General features: G+C 53.9%; 19 protein-coding genes. 2 read left to right on the top strand and 17 right to left on the bottom strand.

Annotated features, from left to right (window positions below; genetic code table 11):
- Positions 1–354 precede the first annotated feature (354 nt).
- Complete coding sequence (mutS, locus tag D5398_RS19375; protein WP_120509084.1) at positions 355–2,910, top strand: DNA mismatch repair protein MutS; 2,556 nt, start codon at positions 355–357, stop codon at positions 2,908–2,910.
- Positions 2,911–3,021: 111 nt separating this feature from the next.
- On the opposite strand, the gene rpoS is transcribed toward mutS, so the two are convergent.
- The 13 genes from rpoS to cysG form a co-directional block, all read right to left on the bottom strand.
- Positions 3,022–4,008: an RNA polymerase sigma factor RpoS gene (gene rpoS / locus D5398_RS19380; RefSeq protein WP_095923512.1), complete on the bottom strand. Its 987-nt coding sequence runs from the start codon at positions 4,006–4,008 to the stop codon at positions 3,022–3,024.
- A gap of 51 nt (positions 4,009–4,059) precedes the next feature.
- Positions 4,060–5,082 (bottom strand): murein hydrolase activator NlpD, encoded by a 1,023-nt coding sequence (gene nlpD / locus D5398_RS19385; RefSeq protein ID WP_120509085.1) that lies wholly within the window; start codon positions 5,080–5,082, stop codon positions 4,060–4,062.
- Positions 5,083–5,324: 242 nt separating this feature from the next.
- Positions 5,325–5,951 (bottom strand): protein-L-isoaspartate(D-aspartate) O-methyltransferase, encoded by a 627-nt coding sequence (locus tag D5398_RS19390; protein ID WP_120134251.1) that lies wholly within the window; start codon positions 5,949–5,951, stop codon positions 5,325–5,327.
- Entirely contained in the window at positions 5,941–6,705 is a 765-nt protein-coding gene (gene surE, locus D5398_RS19395) for a 5'/3'-nucleotidase SurE (protein ID WP_162940793.1), read from the bottom strand. The genes D5398_RS19390 and surE overlap by 11 nt, the downstream gene beginning before the upstream one ends.
- Positions 6,686–7,732 carry a tRNA pseudouridine(13) synthase TruD gene (truD, locus tag D5398_RS19400; protein WP_162940797.1) on the bottom strand — a complete coding sequence of 349 codons (1,047 nt, stop codon included), beginning with the start codon at positions 7,730–7,732 and terminating at the stop codon, positions 6,686–6,688. Before truD ends, surE begins: the two co-directional genes overlap by 20 nt.
- A 22-nt stretch (positions 7,733–7,754) precedes the next feature.
- Positions 7,755–8,228 carry a 2-C-methyl-D-erythritol 2,4-cyclodiphosphate synthase gene (gene ispF / locus D5398_RS19405; protein ID WP_015695903.1) on the bottom strand — a complete coding sequence of 158 codons (474 nt, stop codon included), beginning with the start codon at positions 8,226–8,228 and terminating at the stop codon, positions 7,755–7,757.
- Complete coding sequence (gene ispD, locus D5398_RS19410) at positions 8,228–8,947, bottom strand: 2-C-methyl-D-erythritol 4-phosphate cytidylyltransferase (protein ID WP_120509086.1); 720 nt, start codon at positions 8,945–8,947, stop codon at positions 8,228–8,230. Before ispD ends, ispF begins: the two co-directional genes overlap by 1 nt.
- A 2-nt stretch (positions 8,948–8,949) precedes the next feature.
- Positions 8,950–9,270, bottom strand: a complete 321-nt coding sequence (ftsB, locus tag D5398_RS19415) for a cell division protein FtsB (RefSeq protein WP_013574012.1) — start codon at positions 9,268–9,270, stop codon at positions 8,950–8,952.
- Positions 9,271–9,437: 167 nt separating this feature from the next.
- Positions 9,438–9,737 (bottom strand): DUF3561 family protein, encoded by a 300-nt coding sequence (locus D5398_RS19420; protein ID WP_208646018.1) that lies wholly within the window; start codon positions 9,735–9,737, stop codon positions 9,438–9,440.
- Positions 9,738–9,877: 140 nt separating this feature from the next.
- A complete protein-coding gene (cysC, locus tag D5398_RS19425; RefSeq protein WP_120509088.1) occupies positions 9,878–10,519 on the bottom strand; it encodes an adenylyl-sulfate kinase in 642 nt (213 codons plus the stop codon).
- A 1-nt stretch (position 10,520) separates the two neighbouring features.
- Entirely contained in the window at positions 10,521–11,948 is a 1,428-nt protein-coding gene (cysN, locus tag D5398_RS19430) for a sulfate adenylyltransferase subunit CysN (RefSeq protein ID WP_120509089.1), read from the bottom strand.
- Positions 11,949–11,961: 13 nt separating this feature from the next.
- Positions 11,962–12,870, bottom strand: coding sequence for a sulfate adenylyltransferase subunit CysD (gene cysD / locus D5398_RS19435; RefSeq protein WP_112287719.1), 909 nt, complete (start codon positions 12,868–12,870; stop codon positions 11,962–11,964).
- Positions 12,871–12,880: 10 nt separating this feature from the next.
- Positions 12,881–14,305 carry a siroheme synthase CysG gene (gene cysG, locus D5398_RS19440; protein WP_120509090.1) on the bottom strand — a complete coding sequence of 475 codons (1,425 nt, stop codon included), beginning with the start codon at positions 14,303–14,305 and terminating at the stop codon, positions 12,881–12,883.
- A 251-nt stretch (positions 14,306–14,556) separates the two neighbouring features.
- On the opposite strand from cysG, the gene D5398_RS19445 reads away from it, so the two are divergent.
- Positions 14,557–15,594: an aminopeptidase gene (locus tag D5398_RS19445; protein WP_120509091.1), complete on the top strand. Its 1,038-nt coding sequence runs from the start codon at positions 14,557–14,559 to the stop codon at positions 15,592–15,594.
- A gap of 159 nt (positions 15,595–15,753) precedes the next feature.
- On the opposite strand, the gene D5398_RS19450 is transcribed toward D5398_RS19445, so the two are convergent.
- From D5398_RS19450 to D5398_RS19465, 4 genes are all read right to left on the bottom strand, one after another.
- Positions 15,754–16,491 carry a phosphoadenylyl-sulfate reductase gene (locus D5398_RS19450; protein WP_120134244.1) on the bottom strand — a complete coding sequence of 246 codons (738 nt, stop codon included), beginning with the start codon at positions 16,489–16,491 and terminating at the stop codon, positions 15,754–15,756.
- A gap of 24 nt (positions 16,492–16,515) precedes the next feature.
- Positions 16,516–18,252 carry an assimilatory sulfite reductase (NADPH) hemoprotein subunit gene (cysI, locus tag D5398_RS19455; protein ID WP_120509116.1) on the bottom strand — a complete coding sequence of 579 codons (1,737 nt, stop codon included), beginning with the start codon at positions 18,250–18,252 and terminating at the stop codon, positions 16,516–16,518.
- Between the two features lie 27 nt (positions 18,253–18,279).
- Positions 18,280–20,082, bottom strand: a complete 1,803-nt coding sequence (gene cysJ, locus D5398_RS19460; RefSeq protein WP_120509092.1) for an NADPH-dependent assimilatory sulfite reductase flavoprotein subunit — start codon at positions 20,080–20,082, stop codon at positions 18,280–18,282.
- A gap of 344 nt (positions 20,083–20,426) precedes the next feature.
- Positions 20,427–21,428 carry a hypothetical protein gene (locus tag D5398_RS19465; protein ID WP_120509093.1) on the bottom strand — a complete coding sequence of 334 codons (1,002 nt, stop codon included), beginning with the start codon at positions 21,426–21,428 and terminating at the stop codon, positions 20,427–20,429.
- Between the last annotated feature and the right edge of the window lie 64 nt (positions 21,429–21,492).

Genomic DNA, 21,492 nt, shown 5'->3' on the forward strand with positions numbered 1-21,492 from the left:
ACAGAATCCGCTGCATTAAGGGGCGACATCCATTGATCTTAGCAGTGCTTTGCAGTGCGGGGGATAAATCCTGTGTGCAAATGATGTTAACATAATGCTAATCCGTTTCAGGATGAGCGTCATAAACAACAGCACCCGTGCTGACATAACGTCTCCGTACGTCAGTTTCCCTCCTTGTTACATATTTGTAATTTATCATATTTTTTCTTCGCACAGTTTGCGGGATGCTTTCCATTTTTAGCTGTGACAGCCGATTGCCCGCTGGGCTACTATAAGCGTCATTAAATGGCGGCCTGTATGTCAGAAAAGCCAATAAGTCGCTTGCGCCTAAAATGGATTAATAAGACTAAATCTATGACTGATAATAAAAATTTAGATGCCCACACCCCGATGATGCAGCAGTACCTGCGTCTTAAAGCAGAGAACCCGGAAGTTCTGCTGTTTTATCGTATGGGCGACTTCTACGAACTGTTTTATGACGACGCAAAACGTGCGTCGCAGCTGATGGATATTTCCCTGACCAAGCGCGGTGCCTCTGCCGGTGAGCCGATCCCGATGGCGGGCGTGCCTTATCATGCGGTGGAAGGCTATCTGGCGAAACTGGTGCAGCTCGGCGAATCCGTCGCGATTGCGGAACAGATTGGTGATCCGGCGCTGAGCAAAGGACCGGTCGAGCGTAAAGTCGTGCGGATTGTGACGCCGGGCACCGTCAGCGATGAAGCGCTGCTGAGTGAGCGCCATGACAACCTGCTGGCGGCTATCTGGCAGGACGGGCGCGGCTTTGGCTATGCGACGCTGGATATCAGTTCCGGTCGTTTCCGTGTAGCGCAGCCAGACGATCTGGAAACCATGGCAGCAGAATTACAACGCACCAATCCGGCTGAATTACTGTATCCGGAAAGCTTTGAAGCCATGTCGCTGATTTCTTCCCGCCGAGGATTGCGTCGTCGTCCGATGTGGGAATTCGAGCTGGAAACCGCCAAGCAGCAGCTCAATCTGCAATTTGGCACCCGCGATTTAAGCGGATTCGGCGTCGAGCAGGCTGCTCAGGCGCTGCGTGCGGCCGGTTGCCTGCTGCAATATGTAAAAGATACCCAGCGCACTGCCCTGCCGCATATCCGTGGTGTCACCATGGAGCGCCAGCAGGACGGCATTATTATGGATGCGGCGACGCGCCGTAATCTGGAACTGACGCAAAATCTGGCCGGTGGCGTAGAAAACACGCTGGCGGCGGTGCTTGATCAGGCCGTGACAGCGATGGGCAGCCGTATGCTCAAACGCTGGATCCACATGCCGAGCCGTGACACCAAACTGCTGACCCATCGTCAGCAGGCGATCGGCGCATTGCAGGATATCACCGAAGATTTACAGCCGGTGCTGCGTCAGGTGGGGGATCTCGAACGTATTCTGGCGCGTCTCGCCCTGCGCAGCGCACGTCCGCGGGATCTGGCCCGTATGCGTCATGCTATGCAACAACTGCCGGAAATCCGCGAGATTTTGCAGGAAACGGATGCCGGGCATGTAAAAACGCTGGTGGAACAAACCGGTGACTTTGCCGAACTGGTGGAACTGCTTGAACGCGCAGTCGTCGAAGCCCCTCCGGTGCTGGTGCGTGACGGTGGCGTTATCGCACCGGGCTACAATGCAGAACTGGATGAATGGCGCGCGCTGGCAGATGGCGCAACGGATTATCTTGATCGGCTGGAGATCCGCGAACGCGAAAAACTCGGACTGGATACGCTGAAAGTCGGATTCAACGGCGTTCACGGATATTACATTCAGGTCAGCCGGGGTCAGAGTCATCTGGTGCCCATTCATTACGTTCGCCGTCAGACACTGAAAAATGCTGAGCGCTACATTATTCCGGAGCTGAAAGAGTACGAAGACAAAGTGCTGACCTCCAAAGGTAAAGCCCTGTCTCTGGAAAAAGCGCTGTATGAAGAACTGTTCGATCTGTTGATGCCACATCTGTCTGCCTTGCAGCAAAGCGCAAGTGCGCTGGCAGAACTGGACGTGCTCAGCAATCTGGCGGAACGCGCGTACACCCTGAATTACGCCTGTCCGACCATGAGTGAAAAACCGGGTATTAATATTACCGGTGGTCGCCATCCGGTGGTTGAGCAGGTGCTGAGTGAGCCCTTTATCTCCAACCCGCTGAACATGTCCCCTGCGCGGCGTATGCTAATCATTACCGGCCCGAATATGGGCGGTAAAAGCACCTATATGCGTCAGGCAGCTCTGATTGTTCTGATGGCGCACATCGGCAGCTATGTTCCGGCGGAAACAGCCATCATCGGACCGGTGGATCGCATCTTCACCCGTGTCGGAGCGGCAGACGATCTGGCTTCCGGGCGTTCGACCTTCATGGTGGAAATGACCGAGACCGCTAATATCTTGCACAATGCGACCGAAAACAGTCTGGTACTGATGGATGAAATCGGGCGCGGGACATCAACTTATGATGGACTGTCGCTGGCATGGGCGTGCGCAGAAAACCTCGCAAGCCGCATTAAGGCCATGACGTTGTTCGCAACCCATTACTTCGAACTGACTACGCTGCCGGAAAAAATGGAGGGCACGGTGAACGTGCACCTGGATGCCATCGAACACGGTGACACTATCGCCTTTATGCACAGTGTGCAGGACGGTGCTGCCAGCAAGAGTTACGGTCTGGCGGTGGCGGCGCTGGCGGGTGTGCCACGTGATGTGATAAAACGTGCGCGCCAGAAACTGAAAGAGCTGGAGACGTTGTCAAATAACGCCGCCGCCAGCAAAGTCGATGGCCCGCAACTGGCATTGCTGACCGAAGAAGTGTCTCCGGCAGTCGAAGCGCTGGAGGCTCTGGATGCGGACTCGTTGTCGCCACGTCAGGCGCTGGAATGGATTTATCGTCTGAAAGACATGGTGTAAACGTCTGCTGACCTGAACCGGATGCATAAAAAAACGGTGGGGATTAACCCACCGTTTTTATTTGTCGTTCTTGCAGAAACTGCATAATGCAGCAACTGTCTGACGAATCTGTTATTCGCGGAACAGTGCTTCGATGCTCAGCCCTTGCCCCTGCAGGATTTCACGCAGGCGACGCAAACCTTCTACCTGAATCTGACGAACACGTTCACGTGTCAGGCCAATTTCGCGGCCCACATCTTCCAGCGTCGCTGCTTCATAGCCTAACAGGCCGAAACGACGCGCCAGAACTTCACGCTGTTTTGCATTCAACTCGAATAACCACTTCACGATACTCTGTTTCATATCGTCGTCTTGTGTGGTGTCTTCCGGGCCGTTGTCTTTTTCATCCGCCAGAATATCTAACAACGCTTTCTCAGAGTCACCACCCAACGGGGTATCTACAGAAGTAATGCGTTCATTCAGGCGCAACATACGGCTGACGTCATGTACCGGCTTGTCGAGTTGCTCAGCAATCTCTTCAGCGCTCGGCTCATGGTCCAGTTTATGTGCAAGTTCACGTGCGGTACGCAGATAAACGTTCAGTTCTTTAACGATGTGAATTGGCAGACGAATAGTACGGGTTTGATTCATGATCGCCCGTTCAATTGTCTGACGGATCCACCATGTTGCATAGGTAGAAAAACGGAAGCCGCGCTCAGGGTCAAATTTTTCAACCGCACGGATCAGACCCAGGTTGCCTTCCTCGATCAAATCCAGCAGTGCCAAACCGCGATTACTGTAGCGGCGGGCAATCTTAACCACTAAACGCAAGTTACTTTCAATCATACGGCGGCGGGAAGGAACATCTCCCCGCAGCGCGCGTCGTGCAAAATAAACTTCCTCTTCTGCGGTAAGCAGAGGGGAATAACCGATTTCACCGAGGTACAGTTGAGTGGCATCCAGCACTCTTTGGCTTACAGCCTGCGACAACAATTCTTCTTCAGCATCGTTGTCGGCAGTCTCTTCGACTATTGCTTTCTCGTCAAAGGCTTCAGCGCTGTTCTCATCGAAATCTACATCATCATGTAACTCGTTAACTTTCAGCGTATTCTGACTCATAAGCTGCTCCTACCCGTGGTCCCGAGGGCAGAATCAATGCTCTGCCCCGATTTATCGCTGCGGAAGATAACGCAGCGGGTTTACGGATTTCCCCTTGTAACGAATTTCAAAATGCAATCTTACTGAACTGGTTCCGGTGCTACCCATGGTCGCTATTTTCTGTCCCGCCTGCACTTCTTGTTGTTCCCGGACCAGCATTGTATCGTTATGTGCATAGGCGCTCAGGTAATCATCATTGTGTTTGATGATGATCAGATTACCGTAACCGCGAAGAGCATTACCCGCGTAAACCACGCGCCCCGAGGCGGTTGCTACGACAGACTGTCCACGCGAGCCAGCGATATCGATCCCCTTATTTCCCCCTTCAGAAGCTGAGAAATTATCGATAATTTTCCCGTCAGTCGGCCATTTCCAAGAGGAAACCGGACCGCCATTATTTGCAGAAGTGGCGACGGGAGTGCTGGCTACAGCAACAGGTGTTGTGGTGGTAGTAACTGCACCTGATGAAGGCAACATCTTGCCTACATTCTGTTTACCAGAAGAATCAGAATACGTGGTAGTTGGTTGAGATGCAACCACAGAACCTGTGAGCATTCCTCCTGTTGGAACTTTCGGAACACCGCCATTTGTGGCGTCCGTGACGGCTGTTGTGCTGCTGGTACTGGCCGCAGAAGAGACGTTATTTATCTGAACTGTCTGCCCGACTTCTAGGCTGTAAGGCGCCTGAATATTATTGCGCGCGGCCAGGTCACGGAAGTCGTTGCCGGTGATCCAGGCAATATAAAACAAGGTGTCGCCACGCTTCACCTGATAGGTACTGCCGCTATAACTTCCCTTTGGGATTGAGTTGTAGCTGCGGTTGTAAACAATGTGTCCGCCAGAGCCGACAGCAGGTGCCATTTGCGGAGCGGAATTCAGAGTATTCTGACTGGTATTGCCACTGTTACCACCGCCATTGACGCTGCTGATCGGTGCGGATGTCGTTGAATTGTTCGTACATCCCGCCATCCAGGCACTGATAAAAGTACACACTACAATGCGGCTTAGTGTTTTTATTGGGCTTCCCGTGCTCATATTTCCCCCGTTACGGCAATCTCAGAATATCTCTTTAACCTCGCACACCGCGCCAGCTGGCGCTTTTCGTGTCATCGGACACGGTGCGGGCAGGCAACATGCTCATTCAGGTCTTCGCCCGAATGCCGCTGTGCCATAAAAAACTGTAGTGGATGCTATCAACATCGCCAGTACAGCACCATATAACAGTTGTATTTAAATTTTAAGGAGTTAGTCCTGAAGGCTCAGGCGCATCGCCGGTTTCAGGCGAGCTCGCCTTTCACCAGCGGGACAAAACGAACGGCTTCAATGTTTTCTGCGACAAACTCATCACCACGGCGGGTGATCCGTTGCAGTGTCTGATTTTCTTCGCCCACAGGCAGAATTAATACTCCGCCATCATCGAGTTGTTGCAGTAAATCTTGAGGTATTTCAGGAGGTGCGGCGGTGACAATAATGGCGTCAAACGGGCCACGCGATGGCCAGCCCTGCCAGCCGTCACCATGACGGGTCGAGACGTTATGCAAATCGAGTTGCTTGAGGCGTCTTTTCGCCTGCCATTGCAATCCCTTGATGCGCTCAACCGAGAAAACATGCTCCACCAGATGCGCCAGAATGGCGGTCTGATAGCCAGAACCGGTGCCAATTTCCAGCACCCGCGAAGAAGGCTCAAGGCGCAGCAGTTCGGTCATTCTCGCCACGGTATAGGGCTGAGAAATGGTCTGGCCGGAGCCAATAGGCAACGCGGTATTTTCGTAAGCTTTATGTTGAAATGCTTCATCGACGAACCGCTCACGCGGCACCGATTCGATGGCATGCAGCAGTTTTTCGTCATGAATGCCCTGCTGGCGCAGCTGTTCCAGCAGGTTGTACATCGGCTTATTCACCATTCGCGCTCACCCCGGCCTTTTCCAACCATGAGACCACGACATCCTGAGCCGCATAGGCGGTTAAATCCACCTGAAGTGGCGTCACTGAAACATAACCTTGCGCTACAGCAGCAAAATCAGTGTCAGGTGCGACATCAAACTTATCGCCCGGCGGGCCAATCCAGTACAAGTCCTGACCGCGCGGATCCTGCTGACAAAATACCTGCTCGGCCGGATGACGGCTACCGCAACGCGTTACTTTGATGCCTTTAATTTGTGAAAGCGGCAGGTCCGGGACGTTAATATTCAGAATTTTGCCAGTACGCAAAGGCTCACGCGCCAGTGCCCTGAGGATACGGCAGGTGATAACAGCCGCCGTGTCGTAATGCTGATGTCCGTCCAGCGAGACTGCCAGCGCAGGAAAGCCCAGATGACGACCTTCCATCGCTGCGGCGACTGTGCCCGAGTAAATCACGTCGTCGCCCAGATTTGGCCCGGCATTAATGCCAGAGACCACAATATCTGGCTTCGGGCGCATCAGCGTATTAACACCGAGATACACGCAGTCGGTCGGCGTACCGTTAATCACGGCAGTATCGCCATTAGGGTATGACTGAATACGTAACGGGCCGTCCAGCGTCAGCGCGTTGGATGCGCCACTGCGGTTACGGTCAGGGGCAACCAGCTGCACGTCGGCAAACTCACGCAGCGCGGACGCCAGCGCTTGTATGCCCGGAGCCAGAACGCCGTCGTCGTTACTCAGTAATATCCGCATCAGCTTCATCCAGATTCATCAGTTCGCGCACCACGCTGGTGGCATAACTGCCGGCCGGTAGCCAGAATTTGAGTTCCAGAGTGACGTCATCCCAGCGCTGCCATTGCATTTGCAAAGGTTGCAGCATAATGGCGCGGCGCGCAGGTTCCACCCGTTCACGTTTGAGCAGTGACAGCAAATCCGTCTGGTCGCTGAGACAGGTTTGTTCGAATGCTTCAGCGTCTTCAAGCGTGCCCAGCGGGCCGTCACCCGGTAAAGGTGCCGTCACCAGCAATTCACCGCTTTCAACCCTGGGTAGCAGTGATTCAAACTCTTCTGCATTTGCCACAAACCAGCTGCCGCGTCCGCTCAGTTGCAGGGCATCGCCCAGCATCGGCTGACGTACGGTACCTTCTGCCAGGCGCTGACTGGCGACGATATTGAACATCGCGCTGCGGCTGGCAGAAAGATAGAAGCTGCGCTTAGCGCGTTCTTTCGGACGGGCCTCGTTGGTCGCCCAGCGTTTCGCCTGCACCAGATTATTGCCGCCACGTCCAAAACGCTGAGTACCGAAATAGTTCGGCACGCCCTGTTGAGTGATTTTTTCCAGACGTGTTTCGACATTCGCGATATCGCTTATCTGGCGCAGCACCAGTGTAAAGGCATTGCCTTTCAGCGTACCGATGCGCATTTTTTTGCGATGGCGGGAGGCGCGGACAACTTCGCAGCCCTCGAGGTCAAACTGGCTTAAATCAGGATCAGCTTTGCCCGGCAGATGCAGGCAAAACCATTGTTCTGTGACCGCATGGCGGTCCTTGAGACCGGCATAACTGACGTCGCGCGGATGCACTTTGGCGAATCTCGCCAGTTGCTCGGCGACGAATTGCGTGTTGCAGCCATTTTTACGGATCCGCACCAACAGATGTTCACCTTCTCCGTCCGGCTCAAAGCCCAGATCCTCTTCGACAATAAAGTCTTCAGGATTGGCTTTCAGCTGGCCGGTGGCAACAGGCTCTCCCAGTAACCAGGTGAGACGGGACATATCTATCATGCGGTAATCTTCCACAACATCATTCCTTAATCAGCAGGGCAACGGCTTCGCAGGCAATACCTTCGCCGCGACCGGTAAAGCCCAGCTGTTCGGTCGTGGTAGCTTTCACGTTGACGTCGTCCATATGACATTGCAAATCTTCGGCCAGAAACACGCGCATCTGCGGGATGTGCGGTGCCATTTTCGGTGCCTGCGCAATGATCGTGATATCCAGATTGCCCAGCTTGTAACCTTTCGCGCGGATACGACGATAAGCTTCGCGCAGCAATTCACGGCTGTCAGCGCCTTTGAATGCCGGGTCAGTGTCCGGGAACAATTTGCCGATATCACCCAGCGCAGCTGCACCGAGCAGCGCGTCAGTGGCGGCGTGCAGCGCCACATCGCCGTCAGAATGCGCCAGTAAACCCTGCGGATAAGGGATACGCACACCACCGATCACCAGCGGGCCTTCGCCGCCAAACTTATGTACATCAAAACCGTGACCGATACGCATTATGCGTTTTCCTCCTGGGATAAGCGGGTTAAATAGAATTCTGCCAGCGCCAGATCTTCTGGCCGTGTGACTTTAATATTATCGGCCCGTGCCGGGATCAGCATAGGATGAAACCCGCAATATTCCATTGCAGAAGCTTCATCTGTGACCACCGCACCTTCATTAAGCGCACGGCGCAGGCAGATTTTCAGTAATTCGAGCGGGAAAAATTGTGGCGTCAGCGCATGCCACAGATCCTGACGATCGACCGTATGCGCAATAGCCGAAACACCGGGTTCGCCACGTTTCATGGTGTCGCGCACAGGTGCGGCGAGGATCCCGCCGACTTTACTGGTAGCGGAAATCGCCAGCAGATTATTGAGATCGTCCGGATGCAGGCACGGGCGTGCGGCGTCATGCACCAGCACCCAGCCACGATCACCGGCGACATCCAGTCCGGCCATTACTGATTCAGCCCGTTCAGCACCGCCTTCCACCACGCGGATACGCGGATCGCTGGCGATGGGAAGTTGTACGAACTGAGTATCGTGCGGACTTAACGCCACAATGACCTGGCTGACTCTGCCACTTTGCAGTAAAGCGAGAATGGAGTGTTCTATCAACGTCTTACCGCCGACAGAAAGGTATTGCTTGGGACATTCTGCCTGCATACGGCTGCCAATTCCGGCAGCCGGTAACACGGCAATGACCTCTGGAAGGGAAACTGCGGTATGACTCATGGCTATTGATTCAGGTTGTTTTGCGAAACGGTGCTGCCCGGCGCACGTTTGTTGTCAGGCACCAGACGATAGAAAGTCTCGCCGGGTTTAATCATGCCCAGTTCGTTGCGTGCGCGTTCTTCGATCGCTTCCTGACCGCCGTTTAAATCGTCGATTTCTGCGAAAAGTTGATCATTACGTGATTTCAGTTTGCCGTTATTAACTTGCTGCACCTGAACATCATCGTTTACACGAACATAATCGTGAATACCATTCTTACCCAGCCACAGTGAATACTGTAGCCAGCCAAGTAAAATCAGTAATAGCAGTGTTAGTTTGCCCATCCCCGCCCCCTAAAAAAGCTGGACAATCATCCCACAACTTTCCCTCTGACTCCACTGCGGCAGGGTAAATGCCGGTGAGAATCAGACTTACGCACGCAATTATGGGTGAGAATGACACAATGGGTTACATCGTGAAGGGAATTTGCGGGGAAAACCGCCAGAAAAAATCACCAGCCAGACAGGAAAGAGAAGACTGTCCAGAACATACCAATGATACAGACAGCGCTGGCCAGAGAGGTTGTAAACCAGCTTCCGCCAAAGAACATGCTGAACGCAATGCCTATCAGCACGGAAACCGGCATCAGCGCCAGGAAGAACGGCCAGGTGTAGAGCAGGAAAAACAGGGTATTGGAACCGTAAACCAGAAAAGGGATCGCAAACGCCAGCCAGTAGAAGACAAACCCAATGAATCCGCCCTGCATGGAGTAGGAAGGGTCTTCGGTGTCCGAACTGTCTGTTGCCGGCATCGGCACGCTTGTCCGGGGGCTGATTTCCCCGGTACGATCCACGCGGATCCGGCTGACGAGTCTGCTGAGTAAAGCCTGCATAGGTGATCCCTGTATTTCAGTGTAAACCGGCACGCTCTGTGGCGTTTGGCCGGCAACATTCAGGGATTGATAATAGCGCGCTGGCGCATCACATCTAATAATTGCGGCACCAAATGTGTTACCAATTGTTCACCATCAAGATGCACATCCGGGGTCTCTGGCGGCTGATATTCAGAGTCAATGCCGGTGAAGTTTTTCAGTTCACCCGCACGGGCTTTTTTATATAAACCTTTCGGGTCACGTGCTTCACAGATAGCCAGCGGCGTATCCACGAACACTTCAATAAACTGACCGTCTTCCAGTAAATCACGCACCATGTCGCGCTCGGCGCGATGAGGCGATATGAACGCGGTCAGCACGACTTGCCCGGCATCCACCATCAGTTTTGCGACTTCACCCACACGGCGGATGTTTTCACGCCGGTCATCGTCAGTGAAGCCCAGGTCACGGCACAACCCGTGGCGGACATTATCGCCATCAAGAAGATACGTGTTGACGCCCTGCGCATAAAGAGCCTGCTCCAGCGCGCCTGCGACGGTGGATTTTCCCGAGCCCGAAAGCCCGGTGAACCACAATACGGCACCGCGATGTCCATGCTGCTTTTCGCGATCCGCACGCGTAACAGCGTGCGGATGCCAGACAACATTCTCATCTTTTAACAAAGTACCGTCCTGTAATACTGTCCCGTCCGGTGACGCCATCTTATTTGCCACCCAGCAGGTCACGTGCGCCCCAGTGCGGGAAATGACGGCGAACCAGAGTGTTCAGTTCCAGCTCAAATGCGCTGTATTTATCAGATTCCTGATAAACCTGTTCAACGGCTTCACGTACCAGACCGGCACCCACGGTAACGTTAGTCAGGCGATCGATGAAGATCATGCCACCCGTCACCGCATTGCTCTGGTAATTATCCAGCACCAGCGGTTCGTCAAAGGCCAGTTCAACCAGACCGATACCGTTGAGCGGCAGGTTTTCCACCACACGCTGCGTCAGCGAGTTGATTTCCACCTGATATTCGATGTTTTCAACGCGAGCACGGGCTTTCTTGCCACCGACTTTGATGTCGTAGCTCTGACCAACGCTCAGGGGTTGTTCTGCCATCCACACCACGTCGACTTTGGCATTCTGCACCGGCTTAACGGTTTCTCCGGCATCTACCAGCGTGTCGCCACGGCTGATGTCTCGTTCATCGGCCAGCACCAGCGTAATCGCTTCACCAGCCCAGGCTTCCTGCAGGTCACCGTCGAAAGTCACAATACGTGCCACGGTAGATTCCACACCTGATGGCAACACTTTGATTTTCTGGCCTACGCGCACTGAACCCGATGCCAGCGTACCGGCATAACCCCGGAAATCGAGGTTCGGACGGTTCACATACTGCACCGGGAAACGCATCGGCTGCTGTTCACGGATGTTGATGATATTGACCGTCTCCAGAACGTCGAGCAGCGTTGGGCCGGTGTACCAGCTCATTTTATCGCTCTGCGTCGCCACGTTGTCGCCTTCCAGCGCAGAGAGCGGCACAAACTTAATGTCCAGATCGGTCGGCAGTTGCTGAGCGAAATCCAGATAATCCTGTTTAAATTGCTCGTAAACTGTTTCGCTGTAATCCACCAGATCCATTTTATTGACGGCAACCACCAGATGGCGGATCCCGAGCAATGTCGCAATGAAGCTGTGGCGGCGGGTTTGATCCAGCACGCCTTTACGGGCGTCGATCAGTAAAATCGCCAGATCACAGGTCGATGCACCGGTCGCCATGTTACGGGTGTACTGCTCGTGCCCCGGCGTGTCGGCGATGATGAACTTACGCTTCTCAGTTGAAAAATAACGGTAAGCTACGTCGATGGTAATGCCCTGCTCGCGTTCGGCCTGTAAGCCGTCCACCAGCAAAGCCAGATCCAGTTTCTCACCCTGGGTACCATGCCGTTTGCTGTCGTTGTGCAAGGATGACAGCTGGTCTTCGTAGATCTGACGGGTGTCATGCAGCAGACGTCCGATCAATGTACTTTTACCGTCATCGACGCTGCCGCAGGTCAGAAAGCGCAGCAGGCTTTTGTGTTGCTGAGCGTGCAGGTAAGCTTCGACACCGCCCTGCTCCGCGATTTGTTGTGCAATTGCGTTATTCATTAGCTGCGGCTCCTCAGAAGTACCCTTGACGCTTTTTCAGTTCCATCGAACCGGCCTGATCACGGTCGATCGCTCGCCCCTGACGTTCACTGGTGGTCGACACCAGCATTTCTTCGATGATCTCCGGCAGCGATTGTGCCTCGGATTCAACGGCACCGGTCAGCGGCCAGCAACCCAGGGTACGAAAACGCACCATTTTCTTCTCGATCACTTCGCCCGGTTGCAGATCAATACGATCGTCATCCACCATCAGCAGCATACCGTCGCGTTCCAGCACCGGACGCGGCGCGGCCAGATACAACGGAACGATCTCGATATTTTCCAGATAGATGTACTGCCAGATATCCAGCTCAGTCCAGTTGGATAGCGGGAAGACACGGATGCTTTCGCCTTTGTTAATCTGGCCGTTGTAGTTGTGCCACAGCTCAGGCCGCTGGTTTTTCGGATCCCAGCGGTGGAAACGATCGCGGAACGAATAGATACGCTCTTTGGCACGGGATTTTTCTTCGTCACGACGCGCACCACCAAAAGCAGCATCAAAACCGTGTTTGCTCAGCGCCTGCTTCAGACCTTCGGTTTTCATGATGTCGGTGTGTTTGGCGCTGCCGTGAACGAACGGGTTAATGCCCATCGCCACGCCTTCCGGGTTTTTGTGCACAATCAGCTCAAAACCATAATTCTTCGCCGTGCGGTCACGGAATTCATACATCTCGCGGAATTTCCAGCCGGTATCCACGTGCAGAAGCGGGAACGGCAATGTGCCGGGGAAGAAGGCTTTGCGTGCCAGATGCAGCATCACCGAGGAATCTTTCCCGATGGAGTACATCATCACCGGGTTGGCGAATTCAGCAGCCACTTCACGGATGATATGGATACTCTCCGCCTCCAGTTGCCGCAAATGAGTCAGTCGTTTTTCGTCCATAACAGATCCTTTAAGCCAAATTCACAACCGACGGGCGTTGGGTGCCGTCAGTCTCAGGATGATGCCCAAACCAGGCCAGTTGCTGATGAAGTGAAACGACTTCACCAATTACCAGTAACGCCGGCGTCGGCGCCTGTTGAGCCAAATGTTCAAGATTATCGAGTGTTCCGGTCAGCACCAGCTGATCAGAACGCGTTCCCCGTCCGATGACCGCAACGGGCGTATTCGCTGCGCGACCATGGGCCATCAGTTGCTGGCTGATTTCAGCCGCTTTGAGCGTCCCCATGTAAATCGCCAATGTTTGTTTGCCTCTGGCCAGCGTCTCCCACTGGATGCCGTTGTCCTCGGGACGGCAATGTCCGGTCACGAAAACCACGCTCTGGGCATGATCACGGTGCGTCAGCGGAATGCCTGCGTAGGCTGTCGCACCCGCGGCTGCCGTCACGCCGGGAACGACCTGGAAAGGAATACCCGCTGCCTGCACCGCTTGCAATTCTTCGCCGCCACGACCGAAAATAAACGGGTCACCGCCTTTAAGGCGAACCACTTTTTTCCCCTGTTGCGCCAGTTCGACCAGCAGGCGGTTGGTTTCTTCCTGCGCGACAGAATGGCTGCCCGCACGCTTACCGACACAAATCTTGTCCGCATCACGGCGCACCAGATCTAATACTTCGTCGCTCACCAGGTGGTCGTAAAGCACCACATCGGCCTGCTGCATGACCTGCAAACCGCGTAAGGTGAGCAATCCTGCATCACCCGGCCCTGCGCCCACCAGCGTGACATTGCCGTTATGCGAGACGTCTTCCGCACTTTCTAATTGCTGTTGCAGTGCCTGTTCGGCTTCTGCGAGCTTTCCCGCAGAGGCGAGGCTGGCAAAGCGTCCGGCAAACGCGTGTTCCCAGAAACGTCGACGTGCACGCATGGAACTGAACTGCATTTTCACATTTTCACGCCAGCGCCCGGCGATATCAGCCATTTGCCCCAGACTGTTCGGCAGCAAGGTCTCCAGCTTTTCGCGCAGCATTCTGGCAAGTACCGGGGCTTTACCGCTGGAGGAAATCGCCACCACAATCGGCGAACGGTCGACAATCGAAGGAAAAATGAAAGAGCACTTCGGCTGATCGTCAACCACGTTAGCCAGAACATGGCGCTGATTGGCCTGCTCGAAAACTTCAGCATTCAGCGCAGCGTCGTCAGTGGCGGCAATCACCAGAAAAACATCATCGAGCTGTTCCGGCAAAAATGCCTGGGCTGACCAGCTGACTTCAGCGGCCTGTCTGCGTTGTTCCAGCTCGGGAGAAAGTGCCTGTGCGACTATCCGTACTTGCGCACCTGCCCGCAGGAGAAGATCGATTTTGCGAGCAGCGACTTCGCCACCACCAACAACCAGAACAGGGCGTTGTTTGAGGTCGGCAAATATTGGTAGATAGTCCACAAAAGCCTTTATTGATTGTCAGGATTAATAAACAAACTATACGTGCAGGCAATAATTGATCTGAAATGACGAAAAGGAATGATTAGTTACTAAATGGAATATAGCCCGACAAAAAGAGCGGTTTGGGATAACGGGAAATTGTCTAATTGCGCAGAGAATCGCATACTGTATGCCCCACAAAGACCGCCACACGCGGCCTGTTGTTTGATTACCTTCCGGTCGCTTTGACCAGCAAATAAGGATTTTTGGCTATGTTTTCTTTTTCACGCATGACGCGGGCGCTACTGGTTTTAGGCCTGAGTTGCGCCGGTTTAGGTCATGCGATGGCGGCTTCCTCACCGCTTCCGGCAATCGGTATGATCGCCAGTCAGCAGATTCGTCACATTGCGACCTATTTTCCTGGCCGCATGGCAGGCAGTCCGGCAGAACTAATCGCCGCTGAGTATCTGAATCAGCAGTTCAGCAAGTTCGGGTATAAGAGCGATTTACGCGGATTCGATACCCGTTATCTTTACACCAGCAATGCGGGCAAACAGAACTGGCAAAATATTCACGCTACGTCAGTGATTGCCGCACGCTCTGGTGAAGTGCCGCAGCAAATTATCGTGATGGCGCATTTCGATACGTATGTGCCGCAAAGCGACAGCGATACTAATCATAATCTCGGCGGCCTGACCCTGCAGGGTGTCGATGACAACGCCTCAGGCGTCGGTGTGATGCTGGAACTTGCCGAACGTATGCAGGCAATCCCGACGCATTACAGCCTGCGTTTCGTGGCACTGAGCGCGGAAGAAACCGGTGCAAAAGGCGCGGAAGATTTTGTTAACCGCATGAGCGCTGAAGAGAAGAAAAACACCCTGCTGGTGATCAATCTCGATTCGCTGGTGACCGGCGACAGATTGTATTTTAACAGCGGCATGAACACGTCAGTGGCCGTAGCGAAACTGACCCGTGTGCGCGCACTGAATATTGCCCGCAGTCTGGGCATTCCGGCAGAAAGCCACGCAGGTACGCATTGCTGTAACGGGATAAAAGCGCTGGATGATGCGCGTTTGCCGCTGCTGAACGTCACGGCGACCAACTTTGCGCTGGGTAAGAAAGACGGCGAACAACAACGTGCGATCACCCGCCATTTCCCGCTGGGCACCACGCGTTATCAGAGCCAGTTCGACAATCTGCAATATCTGGATAAAGCGCTGCCGGGCCGCATCGAAAAACGTTCGCGTGATACCGTAAAAGTGCTGTTTCCGCTGCTTAAGGATCTGGCGAAACCGGCGAAACACGCCTGATTAAATAGAGGTAGTTGAGACGCTAATAACCGGAGTCCCCTAAATAATTCGAGTTGCAGGAAGGTGGCAAGTAAACGCATCCCCGGGAGCATAGATTACTCTGTGACCGGGGTAAGAGCGCGCCGCCAACGCATCTGCAACTCGAAATATGACGGGGATTTATTCGTGCAAGCCACACTCTCGTTTGAGACCAAAGAAGCGCGTGTCTTCCTCTTTCATCCCTTCTTCCCACTTTTTCGTGGTGTGCGTATCACCGACGGAAAGATAGCCCTGATCCCACAACGGGTGATAACTCAGACCGTTGTCCTGCAGATAGCGGAAGATCTGACGGTTGTCCCAGTCGATGATCGGAAGAATTTTAAACACACCACGTTGTACCGCCAGCACCGGCAGATGCGCACGGCTGCCTGATTGCTCACGACGCAGACCGGCGAACCAGGTCTGCACGCCAAGCTGCTGAATCGCCCGATTCATTGGCTCGACTTTATTGATGTGATTGTACTTTTCGATACCCTCGACGCCCTGCTCCCACAGTTTGCCGTAGCGTGCTTCCTGCCACGCCGCCGAATGTTCCGCGCGGAATACCTGTAAATTCAGGTTCAGCTGTTCGGTTAACGTATCGATGAACTGATAGGTTTCCGGGAACAGATAGCCGGTATCGGTCAGGATCACCGGAATGTCCGGTTTCTGCTGAGTGACTAAGTGCAGACAGACCGCCGCCTGAATGCCGAAGCTTGAAGACAGCGCGAATTCACCGGGCATATTTTCCAGCGCCCATTGCACACGCTCCTGCGCGGACAGTTTTTCCAGACTGACGTTAATTTCCGCCAGCGCCATGGATTGTCCGGACTTCGGCAGTTCGTTCAGTTCAGCCAGAGTAATATTCAGCAAACTCATATCGCCTCCTGTCGGTTATCGCGCTTAGTCATAAAAGTCGCGAGCGGGATCCAGCACGGGCTTAATGATCCCGGCGCGGATCACAAAGTCACCAAAGCCTTCACCGGTTTCACGCTCTTTCGACCAGCGTCCGACCAGTTCGTCAATGATGCTCAGGATCTCAGCATCAGAAATGTTTTCGCGGTACATCCGCGGAATACGTGTTCCGGCGCGGTTACCGCCAAGGTGAAGGTTGTAGCGGTTCATCGCTTTACCCACCAGACCGATTTCGGCCAGCAGCGCGCGGCCACAGCCGTTCGGGCAACCGGTCACACGCAGAACGATATGTTCATCGCCTACGCCATGGCCATGCATGATGCCTTCCACTTTAGTCACAAACTCAGGCAGGAAACGTTCCGCTTCCGCCATCGCCAGCGGGCAGGTCGGATAAGACACACAGGCCATCGAGTTTTTGCGTTGCTCGGTGACACCGTCGTCGATCAGGCCGTGATTACGCGCCAGAGTTTCGATCGCGTCTTTGTCTTTTTCAGAAACACCGGCCACGATCAGGTTCTGATTAGCAGTAAGCCTGAAATCGCCTTTATGGATCTTAGCAATTTCTGCCAGTCCGGTTTTCAGTGGCTTGCCCGGATAATCCAGAATGCGGCCATTTTCGATAAACAGCGTCAGGTGCCATTGTTTGTCGATGCCTTTTACCCAGCCGATACGATCACCACGACCGGTGAATTCGTAAGGACGAACATCGCCAAACAGAATGCCCGCGCGTTTTTCGACTTCGGCTTTGAATACCGGCACGCCGACGCGTTCCAGCGTATATTTAGTTTTAGCGTTTTTACGGTTGGTGCGGTTGCCCCAGTCGCGTTGCGTGGTCACCACGGCTTCAGCGACGGCCAGCGTATTCTCCAGCGGAATAAAGCCCAGTTCGCTGGCGGTGCGCGCGTAAGTGGCTTTATCGCCATGCGCGATAGAAAGCCCGCCGCCGACCAGCACGTTGAAGCCGACCAGTTTGCCGTTATCTGCTATCGCCACAAAGTTCAGGTCGTTGGCATGCAGATCCACATCGTTCTGCGGCGGAATAACGACCGTCGTTTTGAATTTACGCGGCAGATACGTTGCGCCAAGGATCGGTTCTTCGTCGGTAGTTTCGACTTTTTCCTGATCCAGCCAGACTTCGGCGTAAGCGCGGGTACGCGGCAGCAGGTGCTCAGAGATTTTCTTCGCCCACTGATACGCTTCCTGATGCAGTTCAGACTCCACCGGATTCGACGTACATAACACGTTACGGTTAACGTCGTTAGCGGTCGCCAGCGCGTCCAGACCGAGTTTATTCAGCAACTGATGCACCGGTTTCACGTTCGGTTTGAGGATGCCGTGGAACTGGAAAGTCTGACGGTTAGTAATACGGATGCTGCCGTACAGCGTGCTGTCTTCAGCAAATTTGTCGATGCCGAGCCACTGCGCTGGCGTCATCACTCCGCCCGGCAAACGGCAACGCAACATCATGGCGTGACGCGGTTCCAGTTTCTGCTCAGCGCGTTCTGCGCGGATATCACGGTCATCCTGCTGATACATACCGTGGAAGCGGATCAACAGGAAGTTGTCACCGTTGAAGCCACCGGTCAGACCGTCTTTTAAATCTTCGGTGATGGTTCCGCGCAGGAAATGACTTTCCTTCTTCAGGCGTTCGGCGTCAGACAGCGGGGCATCGACGATCAGCGGGCCCGGACCGGGATTGAGTTCACTCCACAACTTATTGCTCATAAGGTTTTCGCTCATTGCTCTGATTCGTTAGTAGACGTCGCGCTGATAACGGCGATCAAGACGTAATTCACTGAGATATTCGTCGGCAGTTTCCAGATCCATCACTCCGTATTCGGCGATGATTTCCAGTAACGCCTGCTCGACGTCTTTCGCCATGCGGTTAGCATCGCCGCAGACATAGACGTGCGCGCCTTCCTGCAACCACTGCCAGACTTCAGCGCCCTGCTCGCGCAGTTTGTCCTGTACGTACACCTTTTCTGCCTGGTCGCGTGACCATGCCAGAGAGATATTCGTCAGCAGGCCGTCTTTCACATAACGCTGCCATTCAACCTGATACAGGAAGTCATCGGTAAAGTGCGGATTACCGAAGAACAGCCAGTTTTTGCCGGCAGCACCGTCATTATCTCGCTGCTGAAGGAAGGCGCGGAATGGCGCAATGCCGGTCCCCGGCCCGATCATAATGACCGGCGCTTCCGGATTGCCTGGCAGACGGAAATTGTCGTTATGTTCGATGAAGACTTTCACTTCGCCGTCTTCTTCCAGACGATCGGCCAGATAGCCGGAAGCACCGCCGGAACGCGGACGACCATCAATGTCGTAACGCACCACGCCCACCGTAATATGCACTTCAGATTCGGTTTCCGCCTGCGAAGAGGCAATCGAATACAGGCGCGGCGTCAGCGGACGCAGTAAATCCACCAGCTGCTGGGCATCCAGTTCAGTCGGCGCGCGGCGTACCATGTCGGCAAACGGCACGGTCTGCGCATATTGCTGAAGCGCAGGTTTATCCGCCAGCAGACCGGTCAGGTGTTCGTCGCGGCAAAGCGCAGCGTATTTTTCGATAATCGGCGTAGTGTTCTGCGTCAGTTCGATGTGATGTTGCAGGGCTTCGGAAAGCGGCAGTTTTTTATCGTTCACTTCAACGATTTCATCACCTTTCAGCCACAGCAGTTCCACGATTTCCTGCACCAGTTGCGGATCGTTTTCAAACCAGATCCCCAGCGCATCACCCGGCTGGTAACGCAGGCCGGAATCACCGAGTTCGATTTCCAGATGACGAACGTCTTTGTCAGAATCGCGGCCGGTAATTTTCTGGTTAACAGCCAGTGTCGCCGTCAGCGGCGCTTCTTTGGTGTAAGGGCTGCTGTCGATCTGATTCACGCTGCCCGCCAGCGTCGGCGCGGCCTGCGCACCGGTATCGGCCGGGACGCGCTGTTTCAGCACATCTACAATGCGCTTACGCCAGTTTTCGGCGGTTTCTTTATATTCCACATCAGCATCAACGCGGTCTAACAAACGTTCTGCGCCGAGCTCGCCAAGACGAGTATCAAAGTCTTTACCCGCCTGACAGAAAAATTCATAGGATGTGTCGCCCAGTGCAAACACCGCAAAAGCGGTGTCTTTCATTTGCGGGGCTTTTTTGGATTGCAGGAATTTATGCAACGCGACGGCTTCTTCCGCCTGTTCGCCTTCGCCCTGGGTGGAGGCCACGATCAGCAGCAGCTTTTCCTGACCAATTTGTTTGAATTTATAGTCACCGGCATTCACCAGATTGACGTTAATTTTTGCAGCCGTCAGATCATCGCGTAACTGTTCCGCGACACGACGGGCGTTACCGGTTTGCGAAGCAGAAATCAGGGTGACCGACGCGGCTGCCTGTAACGGAGCCTGAGCGGTTACTGCGCCCGGTTGCTGATTGACCATTCCCCAGAAATAGCCGGATAACCAGGCCATCTGAGTCGGCGAGTAATCACCAATCGCCGATTGAAGGCGGGCCATTTGCTCGGGGGTCAGCGGGAGCAGAGAAGTTGGAGGTGCCTGAGTCGTCATCGCGGTACGAATTCCCTTATGCAGAAGCAAGTCATCAATCCGGCCTCCGGCGGCTTAAACAATGTGAGTACGCGCGGGAAAGACCTTTTAGAAGATGTAGGTTAACGAGCCGGATAATAACAATTAAAGAAGTGATGGAAATAATAAATAACCAAAATGACTAAGAGGATTTAGAGGTAAGTTCTATCTAAAAAAGTGGTAAGCAGTGATTTTTATCGTACTGAAATAGCTAAAAAAAATTCCGGCAGTTTGTTTATTCATCGCCAAGTTGCGGAGGAATAAAGAAAAACCCCGCCGGAGCGAGGTGATGAATTTTTTTCAGGCAGGCTTATGCGCAGACGTTTTCAGAGATGGAAAGCGTTGTGTTGCTCAAACCAGGCAAACTGTCCGGCGGCAAACACCGACATTTTACTGCCGCTGTGCCCGACATCTGATAAGTCCATGAAATGCCAGTTAAACGGCGTATTATTTTGCTCGGCGCGCTGCTGAGACGTGGTGAAATAACTTTCCGCGCGTTCCAGACGGTTAGTCCCCTGCGCCATCGCCTGCTTGGATTTACGCAGGAGGCGGTTTTCAGGATCGTCGTCTTCTGCGCCCACGGCAATCAGCACCGGTTTTGCAAAGTAATCATTCAGCTGCTGCTGGCTGACCGTAACCGGCGCTTCACGCAAACCGTAAGGCCAGCGCTGATCGGTATCCGGCAATGTCCACCATCCCGCGGCCGCGCAGACTGCTGCTTTCACATTCGGCTCGGGCAACAATGTCAGCATGCGGTGAACAAACTGGCAGCCCGCGCTGTTTCCAAACAGATAATATTGCTTCTGACTGGTAATACCCTGCTTTTGCAGCGTCGTAAACAGGTTATCGACAATGCTGAACGCCCACTGCGATTTGGGCAAACGGTGATGCGTTTTGCTGTCGGTGAGATTACCCAGGTTATAGCCTGCGGCACCCGGAAAGTCCTGCTCACTGAAATGCGGCACAACCACGCGCAGATGATATTGATCGGCAACCGTCATCCAGTCATTACGGTAAGTAGCGGCGTTACGGTCAACGCCCGTCATCACGATAACGACCGGCGTGGTTTCATCTGCACCAACCGGCTGATAGGTGAAAGCTTCCAGCGATTTTTTACCCCCCGCAAGCGCTATATGCATCACGCCGGATCCTTGCGGGAAAACCAGAGGAACTTTGGCAACCGGTACTTTGGTCACAGCGGCTTTCGCCACAACGGGAGCCGGTTTAACCACAGCGGGCGCGGCTTCCTGGGTGGGTGCCGTGGTTTCTGCCTGCACGCTGGCAGAGAACAACAGCGCCAGAACAGCGCAACGAAGCACAGTAATCATTCACTATCTCAACAGGTTAGTTTCTACCGGCTCACTGTAAGCCAGCAATGCGGGCGGAGTAAAG

The organism is Rahnella bruchi, assembly GCF_003614975.1.
In the GTDB taxonomy this organism is placed as follows: domain Bacteria; phylum Pseudomonadota; class Gammaproteobacteria; order Enterobacterales; family Enterobacteriaceae; genus Rahnella; species Rahnella bruchi.